At 71.0% G+C, this 17,984-nt stretch carries 14 protein-coding genes; 9 read left to right on the forward strand and 5 right to left on the reverse strand.

The genetic code is table 11. The features are described from left to right. Positions 1-137: 137 nt before the first annotated feature. Positions 138-956, reverse strand: coding sequence for a pyrimidine reductase family protein (locus N7925_RS06315; protein ID WP_274343308.1), 819 nt, complete (start codon positions 954-956; stop codon positions 138-140). A 37-nt stretch (positions 957-993) separates the two neighbouring features. Between N7925_RS06315 and zapE the strand changes: the two genes are divergently transcribed. From zapE to N7925_RS06335, 4 genes are all read left to right on the forward strand, one after another. Further along, on the forward strand, positions 994-2,085 hold the full coding sequence (gene zapE, locus N7925_RS06320) for a cell division protein ZapE (protein WP_265598518.1): 1,092 nt from the start codon (positions 994-996) through the stop codon (positions 2,083-2,085). A 92-nt stretch (positions 2,086-2,177) separates the two neighbouring features. Then, positions 2,178-2,603, forward strand: coding sequence for an OsmC family protein (locus tag N7925_RS06325; protein WP_018956892.1), 426 nt, complete (start codon positions 2,178-2,180; stop codon positions 2,601-2,603). A gap of 138 nt (positions 2,604-2,741) precedes the next feature. Next, the gene (locus N7925_RS06330; RefSeq protein WP_274343309.1) at positions 2,742-4,115 is read left to right on the forward strand and encodes an alkaline phosphatase PhoX; all 1,374 of its coding nucleotides are present in this window, start codon (positions 2,742-2,744) and stop codon (positions 4,113-4,115) included. Positions 4,116-4,227: 112 nt separating this feature from the next. After that, on the forward strand, positions 4,228-5,088 hold the full coding sequence (locus N7925_RS06335; RefSeq protein ID WP_443032120.1) for a polysaccharide deacetylase family protein: 861 nt from the start codon (positions 4,228-4,230) through the stop codon (positions 5,086-5,088). Positions 5,089-5,178: 90 nt separating this feature from the next. Here the strand turns inward: N7925_RS06335 and N7925_RS06340 are convergent, their stop codons facing one another. Next, positions 5,179-7,578 (reverse strand): ricin-type beta-trefoil lectin domain protein, encoded by a 2,400-nt coding sequence (locus tag N7925_RS06340; RefSeq protein WP_443032121.1) that lies wholly within the window; start codon positions 7,576-7,578, stop codon positions 5,179-5,181. Positions 7,579-8,092: 514 nt separating this feature from the next. Here N7925_RS06340 and N7925_RS06345 point away from each other — a divergent pair. From N7925_RS06345 to N7925_RS06360, 4 genes are all read left to right on the forward strand, one after another. After that, positions 8,093-10,930 carry a PQQ-dependent sugar dehydrogenase gene (locus tag N7925_RS06345; RefSeq protein WP_274343310.1) on the forward strand — a complete coding sequence of 946 codons (2,838 nt, stop codon included), beginning with the start codon at positions 8,093-8,095 and terminating at the stop codon, positions 10,928-10,930. Beyond that, the gene (locus N7925_RS06350) at positions 10,927-12,705 is read left to right on the forward strand and encodes a ThuA domain-containing protein (protein ID WP_274343311.1); all 1,779 of its coding nucleotides are present in this window, start codon (positions 10,927-10,929) and stop codon (positions 12,703-12,705) included. Before N7925_RS06345 ends, N7925_RS06350 begins: the two co-directional genes overlap by 4 nt. A gap of 273 nt (positions 12,706-12,978) precedes the next feature. Continuing rightward, a complete protein-coding gene (locus tag N7925_RS06355; protein ID WP_274343312.1) occupies positions 12,979-14,040 on the forward strand; it encodes an ATP-binding protein in 1,062 nt (353 codons plus the stop codon). Then, positions 14,037-15,839 (forward strand): vWA domain-containing protein, encoded by a 1,803-nt coding sequence (locus N7925_RS06360; RefSeq protein WP_265598523.1) that lies wholly within the window; start codon positions 14,037-14,039, stop codon positions 15,837-15,839. Before N7925_RS06355 ends, N7925_RS06360 begins: the two co-directional genes overlap by 4 nt. A 31-nt stretch (positions 15,840-15,870) precedes the next feature. On the opposite strand, the gene N7925_RS06365 is transcribed toward N7925_RS06360, so the two are convergent. From N7925_RS06365 to N7925_RS06375, 3 genes are all read right to left on the reverse strand, one after another. Then, positions 15,871-16,068, reverse strand: a complete 198-nt coding sequence (locus N7925_RS06365; protein WP_274343313.1) for a hypothetical protein — start codon at positions 16,066-16,068, stop codon at positions 15,871-15,873. Positions 16,069-16,082: 14 nt separating this feature from the next. Next, complete coding sequence (locus tag N7925_RS06370; RefSeq protein ID WP_265598525.1) at positions 16,083-16,280, reverse strand: hypothetical protein; 198 nt, start codon at positions 16,278-16,280, stop codon at positions 16,083-16,085. 193 nt (positions 16,281-16,473) lie between these two features. Further along, on the reverse strand, positions 16,474-17,148 hold the full coding sequence (locus N7925_RS06375; protein WP_265598526.1) for an AIM24 family protein: 675 nt from the start codon (positions 17,146-17,148) through the stop codon (positions 16,474-16,476). 71 nt (positions 17,149-17,219) lie between these two features. On the opposite strand from N7925_RS06375, the gene N7925_RS06380 reads away from it, so the two are divergent. Continuing rightward, the gene (locus N7925_RS06380) at positions 17,220-17,948 is read left to right on the forward strand and encodes a peptidyl-tRNA hydrolase (protein ID WP_274343314.1); all 729 of its coding nucleotides are present in this window, start codon (positions 17,220-17,222) and stop codon (positions 17,946-17,948) included. Positions 17,949-17,984: the final 36 nt, after the last annotated feature.

The following is a 17,984-nucleotide window of genomic DNA, read 5'->3' on the forward strand; positions in this document are numbered from 1 at the left end:
CCCTTCCGCTTCTTCTTCTCGTCGACTGCCGGCTCGACCGTCGACGGTCGTTTGCTGAAACCATCCTTCCCCGTGCTTCCACGGGGACCGCAGGGGTAAGTGTGCCCAGCCGGAGCTAAGCGGAACGGCAAATTCCGCTATCTGTCGGTCCGACGGTACCGAGTGAAGAGGAACCCGGCCTCTTCCAGCAGCGATGCCAGGGAAAAACGTTCCGGCACGGTGACTCCGGGGCCCCCCGCGATCCGCTGGGCGTCCCCGGCGGTCAGCATCGGGGACACCGTCAGGCACAGCTCGTCCAGCACGCCGGCCGCCACGAACTGGCCGAGCATCCGGGGCCCGCCCTCGGTGAGCTGCCGGGCCAGCCCCCGGTCGGCCAGCTCGCGCACGACACGGGCCGGGTCCACCCGGGCGCCCTCGCCCGCGATCACCACCTCGGCGCCCGCCTTCCGGGCCGCCGCGATCCGGTCGGAGGGGGCCCCGGCCCCGGTCACCACAAGGGTCGGGACGAGCGGCTCGGTGAACAGCGGCAGCGAGAAGTCCAGCTCCATCGAGCCGGTCACCACCGCGACGGCGGGAGCGGGGCCCTGTCCGGCGGCCGCCCGCCGCGCGGCGAACGCCTCCCGGGCGCGGGCCGGCCGGTACCCCTCCAGGCGTACGGTCTCGGCCCCGGCGATCACCACGTCGGCCAGGCCCCGCAGGGTGCCGAAGATCCGCATGTCCGCCGCGCAGGAGATGGGCTGCGAGCGGCCGTCGTGCTGGGCGGCCCCGTCGAGGGTGGAGACCATGTTGGCGCGGAGCCAGGGAGCCGCGGGCCCCTGGGCCGGAAGGCCGGTGGGGTAGGCGTAGGCGTCGGCCAGCTCGTCGAGGCTCCACTCGCGGTCGATGAGCGGCCCGGCCGGGTCCTCCGCTCCCGATCCGCTTTCTGTCAGGTCCGTCACAGGGAACAGGCTTCGCATGGGTTGCAGTCTGGCATGAGCCTTAGGGTGGACAGTTGTGTCGTCATCCACCGCTTTTCCGGGGCAGAGCCCCCTTGCCGAAACGGCCCCGCTGTCCCTGTGCGCCCGTGAGCCGCACGTACCCGCAGACCGTCTGGTCGCCGAGATGGTGCCTCCGCCGCGCTTCGACTCGGTGCGCTTCGACACGTACGTCCCCGACCCGAACCAGCCCAGCCAGAGCGAGGCGGTCACGGTCCTGGCGGACTTCGCCGCCGGGCTCGGCGGGGCGCACGCGACGGGCGCCGGGCGGCGCAAGTGGTTCAGCAGGAAGCCGGCCGCGCCGACCGGGCCGCGCGGCGTGTATCTCGACGGCGGCTACGGCGTCGGCAAGACCCACCTGCTGGCCTCCCTCTGGCACGCCACGCCCGCCGAGCCGTCGCTGAAGGCGTTCGGCACGTTCGTGGAGCTGACCAACCTCGTGGGCGCGCTGGGCTTCCAGCAGACCGTGCGGACCCTCAGCGGGCACCGGCTGCTGTGCATCGACGAGTTCGAGCTCGACGACCCGGGCGACACCGTGCTGGTCTCCTCGCTGCTCAGCCGACTCGTGGAGGCGGGGGTGGCGCTCGCCGCGACCTCGAACACGCTGCCGGGCAAGCTCGGCGAGGGCCGGTTCGCCGCCGCCGACTTCCTGCGCGAGATCCAGGGCCTGTCCGCGCACTTCCGCCCGCTGCGCATCGACGGCGAGGACTACCGGCACCGCGGACTGCCCGAGGCCCCGCCGCCGTACGACGACGAGCAGGTCACCCGGGCCGCGTACGCCACGCAGGGCGCGTCCCTCGACGACTTCCCCGGTCTCCTTGACCACCTGGCCCGGGTCCACCCGAGCCGGTACGGCGCGCTGACCGACGACCTCCGCGCGGTCTGTCTGACCGGGGTGAGCGCGGTGCCCGACCAGTCGACCGCGCTGCGCCTGGTGGTGCTGGCCGACCGGCTGTACGACCGGGAGGTCCCGGTGCTCGCCTCGGGGCTGCCGTTCGACCGGCTGTTCAGCGACGAGATGCTGAACGGCGGGTACCGGAAGAAGTACTTCCGGGCGATCTCCCGGCTGACGGCACTGGCGCGTGACGCGAAGGGGCTGGTGGCGCAGTAGGTTCGGGGGCGTAACGCGACGGGACACCGCACGCTGTGGGGTGTCCCGTCCTATCCCCGTACAACCGCGCACACTTTTCGAAGGGGTCCAGCATGGCTACCACGCGTCAGGCGCACACGAACTGGGAAGGCAACCTGATCGAGGGCAAGGGGGTCGTCACCTTCGACTCCTCCGGCATCGGCGACTACCCCGTCTCCTGGCCCGCCCGCTCGGAGCAGGCGAACGGGAAGACGAGCCCCGAGGAGCTCATCGCCGCCGCCCACTCCAGCTGCTTCTCGATGGCGCTCTCCCACGGCCTCGCCGGGGCCGGCACCCCGTCGACCCGGCTGGAGACCAAGGCCGAGGTGACCTTCCAGCCCGGTACCGGCATCACCGGCATCCACCTCACCGTCGTGGGCGAGGTGCCCGGTCTCGACGAGGACGCCTTCCTGAAGGCCGCCGAGGACGCCAAGGCGAACTGCCCGGTCAGCCAGGCGCTCACCGGCACCACGATCACCCTGACGGCTTCGCTCGCCTGACCTTCCGCGTACGGCTGCCCCGGCGGGGCAACCACAGCGGAAACACGGGGCGCGGGGGTACGCATGGTTCCCCCGCGCCTTTGTGCGTGCTACACACGTGCGGGTCACTTCACCTGTCCGCCAACAGGGAGTCACCTCATGTCAACCGCACCCCGCTCCACCGCGACACGACGCCAGGTCCTGGCAGGCAGCGGCGCAGCCGCCGCGATCGCCTTCACCGGGGCCTTCTCCGAACTCTTCGCGGGCACGGCCGCCGCACGCGGCCACGACGGCTACGGCCCGCTCGTCCCCGACCCCGACGGCCTGCTCGACCTGCCGAAGGGATTCCGTTACCGGGTGCTGTCCCGGGAGGGCGAACCGCTGCGCTCCGGCGAGGGGCCGGTGCCGGGCAACCACGACGGGATGGCCGCGCTGCCCGGCCGCAACGGCCGGGTCCACCTCGTCCGCAACCACGAGAACCGGCACACCGCCAAGCTCGGCGTACCGCCCGTCGAGGGGCTGACCTACGACCCGGCGGCCAAGGGCGGCTGCACCTCCCTGGAGCTGGACGGCCGCAACAAGGTGCTCGGCGAACGCGTCGCCATCGCCGGTACGGCGGTCAACTGCGCGGGCGGGCCCACCCCCTGGCGCACCTGGCTGACCTGCGAGGAGAACGAGGACAAGGCCGGGACCAACGGGTACACCAAGGACCACGGCTTCATCTTCGAGGTGGACGGCGCCGATCCGCGCCGCACCGGGGCCGTCCCGCTGACCGCGATGGGCCGCTTCCAGCACGAGGCGATCGCCGTCGACCCGAGATCCGGGATCGTGTACGAGACGGAGGACGCGTTCGACAAGCCGTTCGGGCTCTTCTACCGCTTCCTTCCCGAGAAGCCGCTCGGCGGCACCGGATCGCTCCGGGCGGGCGGGGCGCTGGAGGCGATGCGGGTGCCGGGCGTGCCCGACCTTTCCTCCGTCCAGGAGACCGGTACGAGCTTCGACCGGATCGAGTGGGTCCCCGTACCGGATCCGCCGGCGGCGGAGACCGCGATCCGTTTCCAGGACTTCGGCCCGAAGGGCGTCACGCACGCCCAGAAGCTGGAGGGCTGCTACTGGGGCGGCTCGTCCGTCTACTTCGTCTCCAGCTTCGCCCGCAGCGACGAGGGTTCGGCGGCCGACCACTACGGCCAGGTCTGGCGGTACGAGCCGAGGAAGCGGCGGCTCACCCTGGTTGTGATCTTCGGCCCGGACACCGACATCCAGCTGCCCGGCGAGTCCCCCGACAACATCTGCCTGGCGGCCGACGGCGGGCTGATGGTCTGCGAGGACGGCGGCGGCGCGCAGCACGTGCTCGGGGTGACCCGGCGCGGCGAGGTCTACACCATGGCGCGCGGACGGCAGAACATCGGGACGCCCGAGGAGCCGGAGTGGGGGGAGTTCGCGGGGGTCGTCTTCTCCCCGGACGGCTCGACGATGTACGTGAACTGCTACACGCCGGGGACGACGTTCGCGGTGACGGGGCCGTGGTGCTGAGGCGGCGCCGGTAGCTCCCCACGCCTCCGGACATCGGAGCGCCGTCAAACGATATGATCGTATTGTCAGATATTTTCCGTGAGTGATCACTACTGCACGGACGATGCGGGCTATGCGGATGACGACGGCTCGGGCGGTCGCGGGGGTACTGACCTGCGCCGTCCTGACCGGGTGCGGGGCCGCTCCCGCACCCGCTCCCCCACCCACCCCCACGGCCTCCGCCCCGGCTTCGGCCGCACCGGAGAAGCCGCCCACGATGGCCCCCGGCCCGGCGGGCCGCACCCCGGTCTTCGAGCGGAGGCCGACGGGCGGGGGTGCGGCCGGGCGCACGGCGGAGAAGGTCGTGGCGCTGACGTTCGACGCCGACATGACGGCCGACCAGGGCCCCCGGGCCGCCTCCGGCGAACGCTTCGACAACCCGGAACTGATCGCGCTGCTGCGCGGGCTGAAGGTGCCCTCCACCGTCTTCATGACCGGGCGCTGGGCCGAGGAGTACCCGGCGCAGGCGAAGGCCATCGGCACGGACCCCCTGTTCGAGATCGCCAACCACTCCTACAGCCACCACGCCTTCAGCTCCCCTTGCTACGGCCTGCCGGTGATCGGGAAGGCCACGATGGCCCGCGAGGTGGAACGTGCCTTCACGGCGTTCCGGGAGGCGGGGGCGCGGAACGTGGTGCCGTACTTCCGTTTCCCCGGCGGCTGTTACGACGACACGGCGCTGCGCGCGCTGGCCCCGGCGAACGTGACGGCGGTGCAGTGGGACGTGGTCAGCGGCGACGCCTTCGCCACGGACGCGGACGCGGTGGCCGAGCAGGTGCTGGACGGGGTGCGGCCGGGCTCCCTCGTGGTGATGCACTGCACCCGCAGCGCGGCCCCGGCCACCGAGGCGGCCGTACGCCGGATCGTGCCGGAACTGCGCGAGCTCGGCTACCGCTTCGTGAAGGTGTCCGAGTTGATGGAGGAGAGGCCCTGAGCTCGTTGTGCGGAGCGAGGGCCGGGGATGTGCACTCCGGCCCTCGCCCCATGGGGTCACGTCTCACCGGTGACGCGTCGGCCCGCTGTGCTACGGCAGGGCCCACTTCTGGTTGGGACCGGTGTGGCAGGCCCACAGATGGACCGGTGTGCCGTCGTTCCAGGCGCCTCCGGACGCGTCGAGGCACTTGCCGGACCGCGGGTTGCGTAGCGTGCCGTCGGCCTGGGGCTGCCAGGTCTGGGCCGCGCTGCCGTTGCAGCCGTAGAGCTGCACCTTCGTGCCGTCGGCGGTGCCGGCGTTGTCGATGTCCAGGCACTTGTCCAGGGCGCGCACGGTTCCGTCACCGGAGACCGTCCACTTCTGGGCCGCGGTGTTGTTGCAGGTCCACAGCTGGATCTTCGTGCCGTCGGCGGTGCCGCTGTTGTCCACGTCCAGGCACTTGCCGTTGACCCCCTTCACCTCGCCGGTCCGGGAAGTCGCTCCGGGCAGCTGGTTCATCGTGTACCAGGCTTCGGTGCTCCAGAGCTGTTCGCCGTCCGTCGCGCTGAAGGGACGGGCCGAGCGCACATGGACGACTCGGTCGGCCTTGAGCCCGGGGACCGTCAGCGTGACCGTCTTGCGGTCGGCGGAGAGGGTGGCCGACTGGGCGGTGAGGCTCTCCTCGTCGACCTTGGGACCGCCGTACGCCGCGGTCGGCACGTAGCGCCACTGCTTGATCTTGTAGCGGCCGGCCAGGTTGGCCGCGGTCTCCGTCGACACCGGCTGGGTGTACTCCAGCGCGAAACCGCCCGGGACGGCGCGCATGGCGCGGATGTCGAAGGCGTCGGTGCCGTTCGGCGTCAGCTTCTGCAGACCGTGGCTGAGCTTGCCCTCCTGGCCCCAGTTGCCGCCCGCACCCAGCCCGCCCGCGTAGAGGGCTCCGTCCGGGCCGACGCTGATCCGGGTGACACCGGCTTCGAGTCCTTGCGTGAGGCGGAAGACCGCCCCCTGGTACTCCCCGCCGACCTTCTCCAGGAACCCACGCTGGATGCCGCCGTACGTCACGTCGCCGAACAGCATCTGGCCGGCGAAGGGACCGTCCTTCAACTGGAGGGGGGTGCTGGGCGAGTTGGCTATCTCGTTCTGCGGGAGCCACAGCACCGGTCTGGTCACCGGCCGGGAGTCGAAGGGCCCGTCCGGGTTGGTGTAGTGGTTGAAGAAGCGGTCCTGCTTGATGTGCACCAACTTCGACGAGGGCAGCCAGCCGCCCTGGTTGTCGGTGACGAACATGTCGCCGTCCGGACCCCACCCGATGCCGTTGGGGGTACGCAGTCCACCGGCAACGTAACTCACCTCCCCGCTCGCCTTGTTCACCTTGATCGTCGTGCCGCGGTTCGGTGCCGGTTGCGGGTCCGTGGTGGCCCCGCCGTAGTTGATCGACACCGAGAGGTTCAGATAGAAGAACCCGTCCTTGTACAGCAGGCCGAAGGCGAACTCGTGGAAGTTGTTGCCGAACGGCCAGGTGGCGATCCGTTTGTACTGGTCGGTGACGTCGTCGCCGTTGGTGTCGTTCAGTTCGGTCAGTTCGTGTTTCTGGGAGACATAGAGCTTGCCGTCCACGTACTTGACGCCCATCGGCTCCTTCAGGCCGCTCGCGATCTTCTTGTACGTCACCTTGTCGGGCCCGGTGGCCCCGGTGACGTTGCTCAGCAGGTAGACCTCGCCCGTGCTGTTGTCCGTGCCGCCCCAGGTGGTCACCGCGAGGCGGCCGTCGGGCAGCCAGTCCATGGCGGAGACCTGCGGTTCGAAGCCGGCCGGCCTCAGGTTCGTCAGGGTGTAGTTCGGGTGGACCTCGGTCAGGGGCAGTCCGTCACCGGGCGTGTCGAGGACACCTTCGCACTCCTTGCGGCCCGGCGACGTGACGCGTACGACGCCGGCGTCGGTGCTCAGCACCGAGTTCGGTACGAGGCTGAAGCCGGTGGCGCCCGGAGGCTTCCAGGCGAGCGTGATCTGCTGGCCGCCACCGGCCTCGAAGTGCTCGATGCGCAGGGAGTGAACGCCGGCCGTCAGCGAGACCGTGCCGTCCTTGGGCAGCTCGGAGCCGTGCAGTCCGTCGTGGTCGATGACCAGCTGGTCATCGATGTAGAGGCGGGAGCCGTCATCGCTGGTCAGCCGGAAGGTGTGGCTGCCGGCCGCGGCGACGTCGAGGTTCCCGGTGACCTGCGTGACGAAGTTGGACGCGAGCCCGAAGTCCGCGTCGGAGGTCCAGTCGATCACCGACATCTTCTTGTCGATGTTCGGGGTCTGTCCGGGCTTGAGGGTGCAGATCTCCTTCAGCGAAGTCTGCACGTCGAAGACGCGGAGCGTGACACCGGGCTCCTGCGGGGGAAGAGGTGCGGCCTCCGGGGCGGCCGCGTCTGCGGGGAGCGAGAGGCCGAGGGCCAGTAACGGGACGGTGAGCGTTACGGCCAGACGTCTGCCGAGCCGGTGGGAGAACAGCCGTGGATACACGTGACCTCCTGTAGACCCCGAGACCGGGGGCACAAATGGGGCAAAGTGCAGAATCCACCGCCGCCGGAGCGCGCCGTCGTTCCGGATACGGAGAGATACGGAGAGATGCGGAGATGTGGAGACTCGGAGATGCGGAGACGCGAGATGCGGACGGTGACGCTTGAGGCGCGTACCGCCGCCCCACCGCCGCGTCGCACACAGTAGGGACTTCCGCCGGGCACGTCCATACTTTGTCATGAGCGCGTACAAACCTCTCGGAAGATTCCATGAACGTCCGTCAACTCTGCCTCCATCGAGCTGACTTGGGATCAAGAGCCGCTTTGTCCCTCTGCTGGAAAAAGTTACGGCCATCTGTGTCAAAGGGGTTTCTGGTGCGTGAAAAAGCGAATAGCTTCCTGCCCTGTACCGAACGACAAGGGCGGAACGCCCTCCCTCCGGGGTCCCCCAAGCCCCTCGGCGCGATGGCGTGCGCCTGTGCTCCAGACCCCACCCCGTCAGCACACGGAGGATGCGCGTGCACAGGAGACTCATTCGACCTCTCGCGGCACTGGCCTGCACCTTGCTCGCCGCCGCGGGCGCTCTCACCGCCCAGCAGAGACCCGCCGACGCGACACCCGCACTCGCGGTGGCCGCCGCGGCCGACGAGTTCCAACAAGTCACCCTCGCCAAGGGGGTGGCGGAGACCGGTGAGCCCATGACGCTCGCCGTCCTGCCCGACAGGTCCGTGCTGCACACGTCACGGGACGGCACCCTCCGCCTCACCGACGCAGCAGGCGCCACCAAGGTCGCCGGGAAACTGGACGTCTACTCGCACGACGAAGAGGGCCTGCAAGGCATCGGCGTGGACCCCGGCTTCGCCACGAACCGCTTCGTCTACCTCTACTACGCACCGAAGCTGACGACCCCCTCCGGCGACGCGCCCGCGAACGGGTCCGCGGCGGACTTCGCCCCCTTCGACGGCGTCAACCGGCTGTCGCGTTTCGTCCTCGGAGCCGACGGCTCACTCGACATCGCCAGCGAGAAGAAGGTCCTCGACGTTCCCGCGAGCCGCGGACTGTGCTGCCACGTCGGTGGCGACATCGATTTCGATGCCCAGGGCAACCTGTACCTCTCCACCGGTGACGACAGCAACCCCTTCGCCTCCGATGGCTACACCCCCATCGACGAGCGCGCCGGCCGCAACCCCGCGTACGACGCCCAGCGCTCCTCCGGCAACACCAACGACCTGCGCGGCAAGGTGCTGCGGATCAAGGTGGGCGCCGACGGGAGCTACACCATCCCGTCCGGCAACCTCTTCGCGCCCGGAACCGCGAAGACCAGACCGGAGATCTACGCCATGGGGTTCCGCAACCCCTTCCGGATGAGCGTCGACAAGCCCACCGGCACCGTCTACCTCGGCGACTACGGCCCCGACGCGGGCACGGCGAACGCGGGACGCGGACCCGCCGGGCAGGTGGAGTTCAACCGGATCACCAAGGCCGGCAACTACGGCTGGCCCTACTGCACCGGCGACAACAGCCCCTACGTGGACTACAACTTCGCCACCTCGACGTCGGGCGCCGCCTTCTCCTGCGCCGCCCCCAAGAACACGTCGCCGAACAACACCGGCCTGACCGACCTCCCCCCGGCCCAGCCCGCCTGGATACCGTACGACGGGGGTTCCGTCCCCGAGTTCGGCGGCGGCTCGGAGTCACCGATGGGCGGGCCCGTCTACCGCTACGACGCGGCCTCGACCTCCACCGTCAAGTTCCCGCAGAGCTTCGACGGCGACTACTTCGCCGGCGAGTTCGGCCGCAAGTGGATCAAACGGATCGAGCAGTCCGGCGACGGCACCGTACAGTCGATCAACGCCTTCCCCTGGCAGGGCACCCAGGTCATGGACATGGCCTTCGGCCCGGACGGCGCGCTGTACGTCCTCGACTACGGCACCGGCTACTTCAACGGAGACGCCAACAGCGCGGTCTACCGTATCGAGTACGTCACCGACGGACGCGCCCCGCTCGCCAAGGCCACCGCGAACCGCACCTCCGGCCAGGCCCCGCTCACGGTGGCGTTCTCCTCGGCCGGGACCTCCGACCCCGACGGCGACCCCCTCACCTACGCCTGGAAGTTCGGTGACGGGGGCACGTCCACGGCCGCGAACCCCTCACACACCTACACCGCCAACGGCCGCTACACCGCCGAACTGACCGTCTCCGACGGCACCGGCTCCACCGCCACCGCCTCCGTCATCATCACCGTCGGCAACACCGCGCCCACCGTCACCCTCAACCTGCCCGCCGACGGCTCCATCATCGACCCGGGCGCCGCCGTCCCCTTCACGGTCACCGTCACCGACCCCGAGGACGGCACGATCGACTGCTCCAAGGTGAAGGTCACCTTCATCATCGGCCACGACAGTCACGGTCACCCGCAGACCTCCGCCACCGGCTGCTCCGGCACCGTACAGACCATCGCCGACGGCGAGCACGACCCGAACGCCAACATCTTCGGCGTCTGGGACGCCGAGTACACCGACAAGGGGGCAGGGGGCCAGCCCGCCCTGACCACGCACGACCAGAACATCACCCAGGGCAGCAAGCGGCAGGCCGAGCACTTCAGCGGCTCCGCCGGCGTCCAGATCGTCGACAAGGCCACGGCCAACGGCGGCAAGACCGTCGGCTACATCGACAACAACGACTGGATCTCCTTCACCCCGTACATCCTCGGCAACGCCACCAAAGTGACCGCCCGGGTCTCCTCCGGCGGTGCGGGAGGCACCCTGGAGGTACGGGCCGGCTCACCCACCGGCACGCTGCTCGGCTCGGCCGCGGTCCCCGCCACAGGAGGCTGGGACACCTTCCGGGACGTGAGCGCGGACCTGACCGACCGCCCGGCCGCCACCACCACCCTGTACCTCGTCTTCAAGGGCGGCAGCGGCTCCCTCTTCGACCTCGACGACTTCACCTTCACCACCAGCGGGGCCACCGCGCCCGGTGGTGAGCTCAAGGGGATCGGCGGCAAGTGCGCGGAGGCCGCCGGCGGAGCGAGCGCCGACGGGACGCAGATCCAGTTGTGGACGTGCAACCGGACAGCCGCCCAGAAATGGACGCCCGGCACGGACGACACACTGCGGGCACTCGGCAAGTGCCTGGACATCAGCGGCGCGGGCACGGCCGACGGCACCAGGATCCAGCTGTACGGGTGCAACGGTACGGGCGCCCAGAAGTGGGTGGCTCAGGCCGACGGAACGTTGAAGAACCCGATGTCCGGCAAGTGCCTGGACGCCTCCGGAGCCTCCTCGGCGGACGGTACCAAGCTGCACCTGTGGACCTGCCACACCGGCGCCAACCAGAAGTGGACCCTGTCATGAGCCGACGACTCACCCGTCTCGCCTGCTGGGCCGCCTGCGGCCTGCTCGGCGCCGCAGCCCTGCCCGCGGCCGTCTCCACGGCCTCCGAACCGGGCCCGACCGCCCCCGACCGCGCCTCAGCGGCCGCCCCTGCCCGCGCGGCCGCCGCCGCCGACCCGGCGTACGACGTACTGGTCTTCTCCAAGACCGCCGGATTCCGCCACTCCTCCATCGACGAAGGCATCACCGCCCTGCGCCAGCTGGGCACCGCCAACAACTTCACCGTCACCGCGACCGAGGACGCCACCGCCTTCACCCCCGGCAACCTCAGCGGTTACGAGGCCGTCGTCTTCCTGTCCACCACCGGCGACGTCCTCAACACCGCCCAGCAGACCGCCTTCGAGGGATACATCGGGGCGGGCGGCGGCTACGTCGGCATCCACGCGGCGGCCGACACCGAGTACGACTGGACCTGGTACAACGGCCTGGCGGGCGCCCTGTTCAAGTCCCACCCGCACATCCAGCCGGCCACCGTCAAGGTGGAGGACCGCGCCCACGACGCCACCGCGCACCTCGGCCCGACCTGGCAGCGGACCGACGAGTGGTACGACTACCGCACCAACCCCCGCACTTCGGCCCACGTCCTGGCCTCGCTCGACGAGTCCACCTACAGCGGCGGCACCATGGGCGGCGACCACCCCATCGCCTGGTGCAAGGACTACGAAGGAGGGCGCGCCTTCTACACCGGCGGCGGCCACACCGAGGACTCCTACGCCGACCCCGCCTTCCGCCGCCATCTGCTCGGCGGCATCCGCTGGGCGGCCGAGATGACGGAGGCCGACTGCCGCCCGGAGACCGGCTACACCGCCCTGTTCGGCACCTCCGGAACGACTGGCTGGAAGCAGGCCGGTCCGGGCTCCTTCTCCAACGCCGACAACACCCTGACCTCCCAGGGCGGCCTCGGCCTGTTCTGGTACCAGGCCAAGGAGTACGAGTCCTACTCGCTGAAGCTCGACTGGCGCCAGGCCGGTGACGACAACTCCGGCGTCTTCGTGGGCTTCCCCGCCTCCGACGACCCGTGGTCGGCCGTCAACAACGGGTACGAGATCCAGATCGACGCCACGGACGCTCCGGACCGCACCACCGGCGCCGTCTACGGCTACAAGTCCGCCGACCTCGCCGCCCGCGACGCGGCGCTGAACCCGCCGGGAGAGTGGAACACGTACGAGATCCGGGTCGAGGGCGAGCGCCTCCAGCTCTTCCTCAACGGCCGCAAGATCAACGACTTCACCAACACCGACCCCGCCCGCAGCCTCCAGCAGGGCCACATCGGCCTGCAGAACCACGGCGACGGCGACGACGTGTCCTTCCGCAACATCCGGATCAAGGAGCTGGGCGGCGCGACCGGACCCCGGGAGGGCGCCATCACCGGCATCGGCGGCAAGTGCGTCGACGTCGCCAACGGGTCGAGCGCCGACGGCACGCAGATCCAGTTGTGGACGTGCAACCAGAGCGCCGCCCAGAAGTGGACGGTCGCCTCGGACGACACACTGCGCGCCCTGGGCAAGTGCATGGACATCAGCGGCAGCGGCACGGCAGACGGCACCAAGGTGCAGCTCTACGGCTGCAACGGCACCGGTGCCCAGAAATGGGTGCCACAGGCCGACGGCACGCTGAGGAACCCGCAGTCGGGCAAGTGCCTGGACGCGTCCGGTGTCTCCTCTGCCGACGGCACCAAGCTCCACCTGTGGAGCTGCCACACGGGCGCCAACCAGAAGTGGGCGCTCCCCGGCTGAGCGACCCTCTGGACTTCGTCGGCACCGCTTTGAGGGCGGTGCCGGCGAAACCGGCCGCGAGATCGGGCCGGTGACGGCGGCCGGGCGCCACGCCGAAGCGCCCGGCCGCCGTACGCTCACGCTCGTCGAGGCGGAGTTCCCCACCGCCGTCCCGCAAGCCAACCCGCGGCACGGCGGCACAGCGGCACAGGCAGGGGAAATCCAGGTGCGCCTGCCCTTGTCAGCCCCCTACGTTGGGCGAACAGGACATTCCCCCTCCAAGGAGCCGACCGCTTGCAGGCCGCAGTAACCGTCACCCCCACCCAGATCCCGGACCTCCTTCTGGGACTCGCCACCGTCCGCCCGGTGTTCCTCTGGGGCGCCCCCGGCATCGGGAAGTCCTCCCTGGTGAGGAAGTTCGCCGAATCCCTGGGCCTGGAGTGCGTCAGCCTGCTGGGCACGCAGCTCGCCCCCGAGGACCTGATCGGCGTGCCGCAGATCCGTGACGGCCGCTCCGTGTTCTGCCCGCCGGAGGCCATCGCCCGCGACGAGCCCTACTGCCTCTTCCTGGACGAGCTGAACGCCGCGACCCCGGACGTGCAGAAGGCGTTCTACTCACTCATCCTCGACCGCCGGATCGGCAGCTACGAGCTTCCGGAAGGCTCGATCGTGATCGGCGCCGGCAACCGCGCCACCGACAACGCCCTCGCACGTCCCATCGCCTCCGCGCTCGTCAACCGCCTCACCCATGTCCACCTGCGTGCCTCCGCCACCGACTGGCTGGTGTGGGCGGGCGAGAACGGCATTCATCCCTGGGTGGTGGACTACCTCGCCGACCGGCCCGACCACCTCTGGTCGCAGCCGCCCAAGACCGAGGAGCCGTTCTCCACGCCCCGCTCCTGGCACATGCTCTCCGACGCGCTGCACTCCTTCGGGCCGGCGCTGGACGAGGAGACGCTGAGGATCGTGGCCCACGGGACGCTGACCCCCGCCCACGCCGTCTCCTTCTGCGGGTACGCCAAGATCGTGCGGCACACCTACGGCATCGAGGCGATCATCAAGGGAGACGCCTCCTGGCCCCGCCGCACCGAGGACCGCGACCTGCTCTACTACCTCGCCGAAGCGTTCCGGGGACGGCTCGTCAAGGAGCTCCCGGCCCAGCGCGAGCACGCCTCGGCCGCCGTGCGCGAGACCTCCTACCGCGCCAAGTCGCTGCTCGTGCAGCTCGCCGAGATATCCGTCGAGGTCGCCCAGACCGTCATCGCCGAGGACGCCGACGGCAACCCGGTGCTGCCCGCCTGGTTCCTGGTGGAGGCCGCCCGTGACATGCCCCGGCTGGTCGAGGCCCGGCGTTGAGCCGCTCCCGCAAGCAGGGCGCGGACCGCCCCGACCCGGCCGCCGAGGCCTTCGCCGCCGGCGCCGAACTGGTGCGCCGCAACCCCGCCCTCGCCGCCGTCGACGCCGACTTCGTCCGCGCCAAGGGCAATGCCGACGCCCCCGGGCAGGGCCTCGTCCGGGCGGACTCCAACGGGCGGGTGCACGTCCACCCCACCCGCCGGGCCGAACCGGGCGAGTGGGCCTGGGCGCTCGCCCACGCCCTCCTCCACCTCGGCTTCGGCCACCTCCCCGCCGCCAAGGAGCTCCGCGAGCAGCCCGACCGCTTCGCCCTCGCCGCCCGCTGCACCGTCGTCAACCGCTTCCTCGCCACCTTCCCCATCGGGACCGCCCCCGACCACCTCCCCGAGAGCTACCCCGACGGCGACGAGGACCAGCTCGCCGCCCGCTGGCGCAAGACCGGCGTCCCGGCCGCCTACGAGCGGTGCGGCACCGCGGACGGCGAACCCGACCAGCTGCTGGTCCAGTGGCCGCGCCTGGACACCACCCTGCCCGACCGGCAACTCGCCTTCGCCTACGCCCTGACCCGTACGGTCTCCGCCGCGATGGACGTCGCGGGGGGCCGCCGGGACCGGCTCACCGGTGAGCGCGTCGCCCAGCGTCCCTGGGACCGGGCCCTCAACTGGTTCGTCTCGTCCTACCCGCTGCTCGGCGGCCTCGCGGCCGGACTGACCGTCGTCGCCGACGCCGAACTCGCCCGCACGCACGACATCTCCGTGGCCGCCGTGGACGCCGCCGCCGGCGAGATCTACGTCAATCCGCTCAAGCGGTTCACGGACGAGGAGTGGCGCTTCATCCTCGCCCACGAGATGCTGCACGCCGCCCTGCGTCACGGCGGGCGCCGCGGCGCCCGCGACCACTATCTCTTCAACGTCGCCGCCGACTACGTCGTCAACGGCTGGCTGGTCGAGATGGACGTCGGCGCGATGCCCGAAGGGCTGCTGTACGACCCCGAGTTGAAGGGGCTGTCGACCGAGGAGGTGTACGACCGGATCGCCACCGGGCTGCGGCGCGGCCGACGCCTCGCGACCCTGCGGGGCAAGGGCGTCGGTGACATCCTGGGCGAGCCCCTGTCGGGCCGGCCCGCCGACCCCGTCGACCTCGACGCCTTCTACCGGCGCGCCCTCGTCCAGGGCCACCAGCTGCACACCGACCGACAGCGCGGCCTGCTGCCGGCCGGGCTGGTCCAGGAGATCCGCGCGCTCGCCCACCCGCCCGTCCCGTGGGACGCCCGACTGGCCCGCTGGTTCGACGAGTTCGTGCCCCGCCCCGAGCCGGTGCGCAGCTACTCCCGGCCCGCCCGGCGCCAGGCCTCGACCCCCGACATCCCGCGCGCGGGCCGCTACTTCCCGCCCGAGGAGGTCGCCCGCTGCACCTTCGGCGTCGTCCTGGACACCTCGGGCTCGATGTCCGGCCCGCTGCTGGCCAAGGCACTGGGCGCGATCGCCTCGTACGCCGAGGCCCGCGACGTGCCGGCCGCCCGTGTGGTGTTCTGCGACGCCGCCGCCTACGACGCCGGGTACCTGGCGCCGACGGAGATCGCCGGACGGGTACGGGTGCGGGGGCGCGGCGGCACGGTCCTGCAACCCGGCATCGACCTGCTGCAACGGGCCGACGACTTCCCGCCGACGGCCCCGGTCCTGGTGATCACCGACGGCTGGTGCGACGTGCTGCGGGTCCGCCGCGAGCACGCCTACCTGATCCCGGAGGGCGCGGGGCTGCCGTTCGCCCCGCGCGGACCGGTCTTCCGGGTGCGCTGAGCGGCAGGGCCTCGCACGGGTTCGCCGGGGATCAGCCCGAGCAGGCCGTCCGGCCCGCCTCCTGCCAGGCGCAGACCGGGCACAGCGTGGCGCCCTTCGTCGACCCCGGGTGTTCGGTCGGCTCGCGGCACAGCACACACTCGGCGTAGGGAGGGCCTTCGGCCGCCCCGGCCGGCGGGGCCGGTGCGATCGGCCCCGGGGTCGCGCAGTACGTGTCGTCGGTGTCCACACCCACGAGCGTACTCACCCGCGCCGGGCGGCGGTCCGGCAGACGAGGACCGCCGCCCCGAGCAGGGGCAGGACGGGCGGCTGGACCGTCCCGGTCCGCGACCCCGTGACCAGGGCGGTGACGGCCAGGCGCGCCGGGGACCCGGCGGTCACGAGCGCGAGGACCGACCCGAGCACGGCCGCCGCGACGGACCAGCCCCGGCCAAGCGGCACCGGACGGGTGCTCAGCGCCCCCCACGGCCACGCCCAGCAGCACGCAGCACAGGACGGCGAGCAGTCCGGCGAGCGCGGCGGCCGGCCGGGATACGGCGCGTGCCCCGTCGTCGGTGCAGCGTGAGCTCGACCCCGCGCAGCACCCAGGCGCCGCGGAGGCCGTACCGGTGGCCCACGCCCTTCAGCTCCACCGTCAGTTGGAGGTCTTCTCCGGCCTGGCCTCGCTCGGCCGCACGATGACGAAGCCCTCGCCCTGGAGCATCAGCTGGACAGCCTCGCCGGATCCGCCGCGCACCATCGAACCGACGCTCTGCGAGCGGTTGAGGCTGGTCGTGAGCTGCTGGCTCCAGCCGACGACCGCGTCCGTGTCCACGTACACCGGCTGGGCGCCGGTCACGGGAATCACGATCGGGGTGCCCTCACACATCAGGCCGAGCTTGCCGTAGCCCGTGAACACGCTGTTGAAGAGGCCGCCGCCGACCATTCCGGCGCCCTTCACGGTGCTGATCTCGTAGGAGAGCGTGGGGTCGAAACAGAGGACGTTGCGGCCGTTGATGGTGATGGAGTCGCCCTGGTCCAGCTCGACGATGAAGCAGTTCGCCGCCTCGTGCGCGAACCACGCCTCGCCCTGACCCCGGACGGCCATGAGCGCCAGGCCCTCGCCCGTCACCGCGCGCTTGAGCATGCCGCCGATGCCCTGGCCCTTGCGCTCGAACTGGAGGTTGCCGCGGAAGGCGATCATCGAGCCCTGCCGGGCGTGCATCTCCCCATTGACGGCGTACTTGATCGACTTGGTGTTCTGCAGGGTCATACCGGGGGCGGTGGCCGGCTGGGCCATGTGGTCGCTGGAAAAGAGATCGCTCTTCATACGGAGCATCCTCACCCGGACCCGGTCGTTCCGCCAAGCAGGTGACGGGTCCGGCCTGGCAGACTGGGACGGTGACCAGCGATGACATCCCTGCCCCCGCCTCCGAGAGTCCGTTCCACGATGGTCCGACCGACCGCGACCAGCCGCGGCAGTTCGTGCTGCCGCTGGTGCTCCACCTGGAGAAGACGGATCCGCCCGCCCGCACCGACGCGCTGCGGAGCGCCGCCCGTGCGGTGCTGACGATCCTCTCCGACGAGCGGTCGCTGGACGACGGCGAGTGGTCCGGGGCGATGCGGGACTGGCAGGACGCCCGGATCCGCAAGGTCGTACGGCGGGCGCGTGGTGCGGAGTGGCGCAAGGCCGCGGCGCTGGACGGCATCACGGTGACGGGTGAGGACGGCGCGGAGGTACGGGTGTTCCCGCCGATCCCGCTGGACGGCTGGCCCAAGGAGCTGGCCAAGCTCCAGGTGTCGGGCACCGATCTGGAGGATCCCGAGCCGCCCGCAGCGCCCGATCTCTCCGGCCCGGTGCTGTGGCTCAACCCGGAGCTGGACATGTCGGCGGGCAAGACGATGGCGCAGGCGGGGCATGCGGCCCAGCTCGCCTGGTGGGAGCTGTCCGACACCGAGCGCAAGGCGTGGCGCGAGGCCGGCTTCCCGCTCTGCGTCGCCACTGCCGGTGCGGAGCGCTGGCGGGAGCTGACGGTGAGCGGGCTGCCGGTGGTGCGGGACGCGGGGTTCACCGAGATCGCCCCGGGGTCCTGCACGGTGGTCGCCGACCACCCGGCGCTGCGCCGCTGAACATTCCTCGTTCCTTCTCCGTATCTCCCGGTGCCG

Origin of the sequence: Streptomyces sp. CA-278952 (assembly GCF_028747205.1) — a bacterium.
GTDB lineage: Bacteria > Actinomycetota > Actinomycetes > Streptomycetales > Streptomycetaceae > Streptomyces.